We start from the raw sequence: 6,817 nt of genomic DNA, 5'->3' as shown, positions 1-6,817 counted from the left end.
CGATGGTCAGGCCGGTGGTGCCGTCGTTCTTCAGGCTGTTGGTGACGCGGCCGTAGGAGGTGCGGGCGTCCAGCGCGGCCGAGACGCCGGGGGCGGCGCCGACCGACACGTCCCCGGAGCGGGTGCGGAGCACGACCGCGCCGCCCGTCGCCTCGGCGATCCGGATGTCGCCCCGCGCGGTGCTGATCCGCGCGGACCCGTTCAGCCGGCCGACCTCGACGTCGCCGTCGGTCGCGGTGAGGGCGACGCCCGCGGCCTCGTCGATCTTGATCTGCCGGTAGGCGCCGTCGAAGGCGACCTCGCCGAGCCGGCCCACGCCGCGGAACTCCGTGGCGGAGGCCTTGGCCTCGACCTGCGAGCCGGCGGGCAGCTGCACGGTCACCTCGATGGAGCCGGAGCCGCCGAAGTACTGGCCGCCGGTGGCGGCGCGGACGTGCAGGACGCCGTCGGCGAACTCGACGGTGGCCTGCTCGGCGGCCTTGACGTCGCGGCCCTTGGCCGGGTTCGCGGGCCGGACGTCCACGACGGTGTCAGCGCGGTCGGCGGCGATCACCTGCACCCGGCCGGCCGGAACGTCGAACGCGGCGGTGATCGGGGCGGGGGTGGCGAAGGTGTTCATCGTGCTGCTCCTTGCTGAAGGGGGCGGACCCCTGCGGCCCGCTCGTTTCTGACAACGCAAACGCTACGTTGCCTTTCAGAGTTCAGCAAGAAGTCTGTTGCGCAAAAGCAGCACCATTGCAGGTAGATGCTCGAATATCGTTGCAACGGCTGGCGAATCAACGCAATGAACCGGTGCGGTTTGTTGCAATGGACGGGGAGTGAACGCTATGGTGAGGGCGTCCGAGGAGCATGAAGGAGGCCGTGATGCCGGGAGGCAGGCTCACCCAGCAGGAACGCCAGCAGATCGCGGTCGGGCTGGCCGACGGCCTGGCCTACGCGGAGATCGCCAGGCGGCTCGAGCGTCCGACGTCGACGATCACGCGCGAGGTGATGCGCAACGGCGGCCCCGCCGGGTACCGCGCCGACCTGGCGCACCGCGCCACCGAGCGCCGCGCCCGCCAGCGCAGGCAGGCCGCGCCCCGGGGCGCGGAGGCGCCGGCGCAGCCGGACGGCCGCGACCCCGAGGCCGTGCGCGAGTTCGAGGAGACGCTCACCACCGTCTTCATGGCCTCGGGGACGCCCAAGATGATGGCCCGGGTGATGGCCTGCCTCTACGCCACCGACTCCGGCAGCCTCACCGCGTCCGAGCTCGCCGGGCGCCTCCAGGTCAGCCCGGCGTCGGTGTCCAAGTCGATCACGTTCCTGGAGGAGCAGGGCCTCGTCCGGCGGGAGCGCGCCGAAGGCCGCCGGGAGCGCTACATCGTCGACGACGACATCTGGTACCAGTCGCTGGTCGCCAGCGCCCAGGCGCTCGTGCAGGTCAAGGAGGCCATGCGGCAGGGCGTCACCGTGCTCGGCCCCGGCACGCCCGCGGCCGCGCGCCTCGAAGGCGGGGCCCGCTTCATCGACTTCGTCAGCGAGAACCTGCTCCGCGCCGCGGAGCAGGCCCGCGAGGTCCTCCACACCAGTGCCGGGACGGCCTCCGACGGCGCCGCGGAGCCGAGCCCGGCCGGGAGGTGAGCGGGCCGTCCCGCTGGGGCGTCCCCGCTGGGGCGTCCCGCCAAGAAGTCCCGCTCGGCCGTTCCGCTAGGAGGTGCCGAGGAGGAAGTCCGTGACGAGCCGGTTGAACTCGTCCGCGTGCTCGATCATCGCCCAGTGCCCGCACCGGTTCAGCAGCACCAGCCGGCTGTCGGGGATGTTGGCGAGCAGGTAGAGCGAGTTCTCGAAGGGGACGACGCGGTCGTCGCGCCCGTGGATGAGCAGCGTCGGCACCTCGATGCCGGGCAGCAGGTCGGGCCTGACCCAGATGGGGAGCGGCGCGCCCTTCGGCAGTCCGTCGACGTAGTTGCGCAGGTGCTCGGGACGGGCCAGGGCCGCGTCCGAGCGGGCCTGGCACAGCTCCGGCGTGGCGAACCGGGCCTTGTCGAAGCACATGATCTCGACGAGCCGGCGCATGTTCGCGGGGCTCGGGTCGCGGTAGGCCTCGATGAGGACCTTCAGGCCTTCGGACGGTCCGTCGCCGGCGCTGAAGAGCGAGGGGATCCGCCCCACCGGCGGTCCCATGGTGACCAGGTGGGTGATCCGGTCCGGGTGCTCGGTGGCGAGCCTGAGCGAGGTCTGCCCGCCCATCGAGTTCCCGACGAACGCGGCCCGGTCGATGCCGAGGACGTCGAGGAACTGGATCGCCGCGTCCACGTGGTCGAGGCGGTCGACGGTCGCCGCATCGGACTCTCCCCAGCCCGGCATGTCCACCGCGTACACGTGGAAATGCGTGGCCAGCGCCTCGATGTTGGCGGAGAAGTTGCTCCAGCCCGTCGCGCCGGGGCCGCTTCCGTGCAGCAGGACGAGCGGCTGCCCGTCGCCCGCCTCGTAGTAGCGGAGCTTCCAGTCCCTGGTCTGGACGGTGCGTGCGGCTTCGGCCTGGGTCAGTGCCATCAGCGGGCGTCCTTTCCGGAGGTGCGGGCGAGGAGATCGGCGACGACCTCGGGTGGCCGGTGTCCCCAGCTGTGCAGCCGGTCGAGCGTCCTGACCTGCCAGGCGTCGTCGTCGACGAGCAGGCCACCCCAGCCGTACTCGACGCTGAAACCGGACGGCGTCCGCACGTAGAAGCTGAACATGTGGTCGTTGGGGTGCATGCCGAGCGTCATCTCGAACGGCTGCCCCGCGTCCATGCAGCGGTCGTAGGCCATGCCGACGTCGCGGACGTCGGTCACCTCGACCATGAAGTGGTGGGTCCGCTTCGGGTGCGGCATGTCGCCGAACGCGACGGAGTGGTGGCGCGGGTTGCAGCGCAGGAAGATCAGGTCGGCGACGGCGCCGGGGGCGAGCTCTTCGACGATGCGGTCGGAGATCCGGAAGCCGAGCAGCCCTTCGTAGAACTCCAGGTACGTCTCGCGCGCGACGCCCTGCGCCAGCAGCACCTGGTGGCCCGCGCCTCCCGCGCCGGTGACGAACTCGCCGAGCAGCGTGTCGGAGTGGAAGGGGGCGGCGGCGTCGGCGAAGCCGGTGACCAGCTCGACGCGGTTGCCCATCGGGTCCGCGGTCACCGCGATCCGGTCGACCTCGCGGGACGCGGCGAGCGCGGCGTCCCCCTCGGTGACCTCGACGCCGGCCGCCGTGAGCCGTTCGATGAGGGCGTCGAGGGCGGCGCCGTCCGCGACCTCGTAGCCGCTGGCGACCAGGTCGTCGGCGGGGCCCCGGCGGACCAGCCAGCGGTAGGCCTTCCGGTCGGTGCGGAGGGCAATGGCGTCGGCGGTCTTGCCGGCGAGCTGCATGCCCAGCAGCCGCACGGCGAAGTGCTCCCAGTCGTCGAGGCTGCTCGCCTCGTAGACGACGTACGCCAGTTCCTTGACTCCGGTCATCGGGAGTGCTCCTTCCTCTCAGGACGGGGTCGCGCGGGTCAGGCGGGGACGGCGAGGCCGGAGACGTCGGCGGCCGCCACGAACCGGTCGGGCCGCACCGCGACGGCGCGGACGCCGTACCTGGCCAGCCACGGCAGCAGGACCCCGTCGAGGTCGACCAGCTCATCGGGCCCCTGCGTGTAGGCGGTCTTCGGACGGACCGCGACGTACCGGGCGCCGAGCGCGTCCCACCCGGCCCGCTCCCCGGCGGACAGCAGTCCGGCCGGGTCGACGTCCGCGCCGAGCAGCACGAAGCCGTCGCCGAGCAGGTCGTCGAGGCGCGCCATCCGGCCGGCCGCGTCCCCCGCGACGGGCTGCGGGACCATCCGGCCGACGATGCTCGCGTCGCCGAGCGGCCCGCGGATCCGGCCCGCGGCCAGCACCGGCGGCGCGGTCAGCGGCGGCTCGAACGGCGTCACGGTGCCCTCCGGGACCCGGTTCAGCTCCTCGATCTCCGCCGGGGTCGCCTCCTGCTTGATGACCCGTCCGAGCCGGACGGCGAGGTCGGTGTAGAACGCGGCGTTCGGCCGCCGCTCGGTCTCGTAGGTGTCGAGCCAGCTCTCGTCGAGGTCGCCGCGGAGGACGCGGGCGAGCTTCCAGCCCAGGTCGTGGGCGTCCCGCATGCCGGTCTGCATCCCGGCGCCCGCCCACGGCGGCATGAGGTGGGCGGCGTCCCCGGCGAGGAAGACGCGGTCCGAGCGCCACGTGTCGGCCATCCGGGTGTGGTGCCGGTAGAAGGCCCACTGGTGGATGGAGACGTCGTCGGTGGTGACGCCGAGCGCGGCGAGCAGCGGCCACACGTCGTCCTCGGACGCGAAGTCGGCCTCGGTCTCGTGCGGCCCGAGCGGGATCTCCCAGCGGTGGTTGCCGGCGGACAGCGCGATGTCGACCACCGGGCGCCGCCGGTCGGACCAGAACGTGAGCAGGTCGCGGTCGGGCCACCAGCGCTTGACGCGGCAGTCGATGACGATCCACCGGACGTCGATCGTGTCGCCGTCCAGGCGGCTGCCGATCATGCCGCGGGTGGCGCTGCCGCCGCCGTCGGCGCCGATCGCGTAGCGGGCGCGGACGGTGCGCTCCTCGCCCGTCGCGGCGTCGGCCGCCGTCAGCGTGACGCCGGCGGCGTCCTGCTCCAGCGCGGTCACCTCGGCGCCGTAGCGGACGTCGATCAGGTCGCCGTGGTCCGCGGCGCAGGCGCGCAGCTCGGCCTCCATGGCCGGCTGGTAGATGTTGTAGAAGCGGGGGCCGGGGCCGAGCGCCGACGGCGGGTGCTCGACGCGCATGATCTCGGTGCCGTCGTAGGTCACCCAGCGCAGCGCCCGCTGCGGCTCGATCACCTTCGTGATCCGCTCGTCGATGCCGAGGCTCTGGAAGATCCGCATCGTCCAGTCGTTGACGGTGACGGCGCGGGCGCGCGGGTAGATGGCGGCGTCCCGCTCGAACGCGACCACCCGGACCCCGTGCTTCGCGAGGGTCAGCGCGGCGGTCACGCCGGTGGGTCCGTAGCCGACGATCGCGACGTCGGCGTCGAAATGCTGGGTCATGCGGGCTCCGGGGCGGCTGTCCGGTCACAGTTTTGGACCGGTCGTTCGGTACAACAGTGGCCACCCTCACATGTGTTCCGCGAGGCTGTCCACGAAATTCCGCTGTGCAGAATCGACCGGGCGGGCAGGACGGACCGGGCCCTCTATGCTTCGACGCGTGGCGGACGAGACGACCGGGAACCGCCGTGGCCGCAGGTCGCGGGAGGAGATCCTCGACGTCGCGGCCCGGATCATGGCCGAGCGCGGGTACGCCGCCACCTCCCTGTCGGTGCTGAGCCGGGAGACCGGCCTGCCGAAGAGCGCCGTGTACCACCACTTCCGCTCCAAGGCGGGGCTGCTGTCGGCGGTCATGGCGCGCGGCGCCGAGGAGTTCTTCGCGGCGATGCGGCGCGCGCAGGCGGGCGGCCCGGAGGGCGGCACCCCGCGCGAGCGGCTGACGTGGTACCTGCTGCGCACCGGCGAGGTGTTCCTCGCCCGCCCGGAGTTCCTCCGCCTGCACCTCCTGCTGATCATGAGCACCGAGGCCGCCGAGGCCGAGGTGGACGGCATCATCGAACAGGTCCGGCAGGACGGCCGCGCGCACATGAACCGGATGATCGCGGCGTCCTTCGCGCCGGAGGGCGAGGCGATCGCGCAGGCCGTCGCGGACCAGCTGGACTACTTCGGCATCGCCGGGTTCGACGGCGCCTTCGTCGCCCTGCAGGCCGAGCCCGAGCGCGACCTCGCCGCCCAGATGCGGCTGCTCGCGGAGGCGATGGCCGCGCTCGGCGAAGCGCGGGCGGCCGCGCTGCGCGCCGCCGCGCCGTCCGGGGGCGGCGAGGGCTGACCTGCCGCGGCGGGGGAAGGGTCACCGCCATGGACATCGATCTCAGCGGGCGGACCGCCTTCGTCAGCGGCTCCACCCAGGGCATCGGCCGCGCCATCGCCGCGGGGCTGGCACGGGCCGGAGCGGCCACCATCGTCAACGGCCGGTCGGACGGCAGCGTCAGCGCCGCCGTGGACGCGCTGCGCGCGGAGCTCCCGGACGCCGACCTGCGGGGCGTGGCCGCCGACGTCGCCACCGCCGAGGGCGCCGAGGCGGTGCGCGCCCAGGCGCCCGACGTCGACATCCTGGTGAACAACCTCGGCATCTTCTCGGCGCGGCCCGTGCTGGAGGTCGGCGACGACGAGTGGCGGCGCTACTTCGAGGTCAACGTGCTGTCGGGGATCCGGCTCGCCCGCCTCTACCTGCCGGGCATGACCGAGCGCGGCTGGGGACGGGTGCAGTTCATCGCGAGCGACTCGGCGGTGGTGATCCCCGCGGAGATGGTGCATTACGGCGTGTCCAAGACGGCGCTGCTGGCCGTCTCGCGCGGCTACGCCAAGGCCGTCGCGGGGACGGGCGTCACCGTCAACACCGTCCTGGCCGGCCCGACCCACACCGGAGGCGTGGAGGACTTCGTCGCCGAGATGGTCGGCGGCGACCTGCCCTGGGACGAGGCGCAGCGCCGCTTCATGGCCGAGCACCGCCCGAACTCGCTGCTCCAGCGGCTCATCGAGCCCGAGGAGATCGCCAACATGGTCGTCTACCTCAGCTCGCCGCACGCGTCGGCCACCACCGGCGGGGCGGTCCGCGCCGACGGCGGCTACGTCGACGCGATCCTGCCCTAGAGCCTGTCCGGTAGATCTTGGTGTTTTGCTGAGGACGATCTGGTGGGTGTGGGTTGATGGTGTGTCGTGGTGCGACGGCATGAGTTGACCGATGCGGCGTGGCGGCGGATCGAGCCGCTTTTG

The 6,817-nt window shown here is 72.8% G+C and carries 7 protein-coding genes; 3 read left to right on the top strand and 4 right to left on the bottom strand.

What is annotated here, in order from left to right:
- On the bottom strand, positions 1-619 hold a 619-nt coding region (locus tag F9B16_RS48330), incomplete at its 3' end, for a DUF4097 family beta strand repeat-containing protein (RefSeq protein ID WP_151547002.1).
- Between the two features lie 245 nt (positions 620-864).
- On the opposite strand from F9B16_RS48330, the gene F9B16_RS48325 reads away from it, so the two are divergent.
- On the top strand, positions 865-1,620 hold the full coding sequence (locus F9B16_RS48325) for a GbsR/MarR family transcriptional regulator (protein WP_151547001.1): 756 nt from the start codon (positions 865-867) through the stop codon (positions 1,618-1,620).
- A 66-nt stretch (positions 1,621-1,686) separates the two neighbouring features.
- On the opposite strand, the gene F9B16_RS48320 is transcribed toward F9B16_RS48325, so the two are convergent.
- From F9B16_RS48320 to F9B16_RS48310, 3 genes are read right to left on the bottom strand one after another with little or no spacing between them, the layout of a single operon-like run.
- Entirely contained in the window at positions 1,687-2,535 is an 849-nt protein-coding gene (locus F9B16_RS48320) for an alpha/beta fold hydrolase (RefSeq protein ID WP_151547000.1), read from the bottom strand.
- Positions 2,535-3,461 (bottom strand): VOC family protein, encoded by a 927-nt coding sequence (locus tag F9B16_RS48315; RefSeq protein ID WP_151546999.1) that lies wholly within the window; start codon positions 3,459-3,461, stop codon positions 2,535-2,537. Before F9B16_RS48315 ends, F9B16_RS48320 begins: the two co-directional genes overlap by 1 nt.
- 38 nt (positions 3,462-3,499) lie before the next feature.
- Positions 3,500-5,044, bottom strand: a complete 1,545-nt coding sequence (locus tag F9B16_RS48310; RefSeq protein ID WP_151546998.1) for a bifunctional 3-(3-hydroxy-phenyl)propionate/3-hydroxycinnamic acid hydroxylase — start codon at positions 5,042-5,044, stop codon at positions 3,500-3,502.
- Positions 5,045-5,201: 157 nt separating this feature from the next.
- On the opposite strand from F9B16_RS48310, the gene F9B16_RS48305 reads away from it, so the two are divergent.
- The gene (locus F9B16_RS48305; RefSeq protein WP_225992629.1) at positions 5,202-5,870 is read left to right on the top strand and encodes a TetR/AcrR family transcriptional regulator; all 669 of its coding nucleotides are present in this window, start codon (positions 5,202-5,204) and stop codon (positions 5,868-5,870) included.
- Positions 5,871-5,899: 29 nt separating this feature from the next.
- A complete protein-coding gene (locus F9B16_RS48300) occupies positions 5,900-6,694 on the top strand; it encodes an SDR family NAD(P)-dependent oxidoreductase (protein WP_151546996.1) in 795 nt (264 codons plus the stop codon).
- Positions 6,695-6,817 lie beyond the last annotated feature (123 nt).

The organism is Actinomadura montaniterrae (genome assembly GCF_008923365.1).
Taxonomy (GTDB): Bacteria; Actinomycetota; Actinomycetes; order Streptosporangiales; family Streptosporangiaceae; genus Spirillospora; species Spirillospora montaniterrae.
The sequence above is the reverse complement of the archived record's forward strand: the minus strand, read 5'-3'. Positions and strand labels throughout refer to the sequence as shown.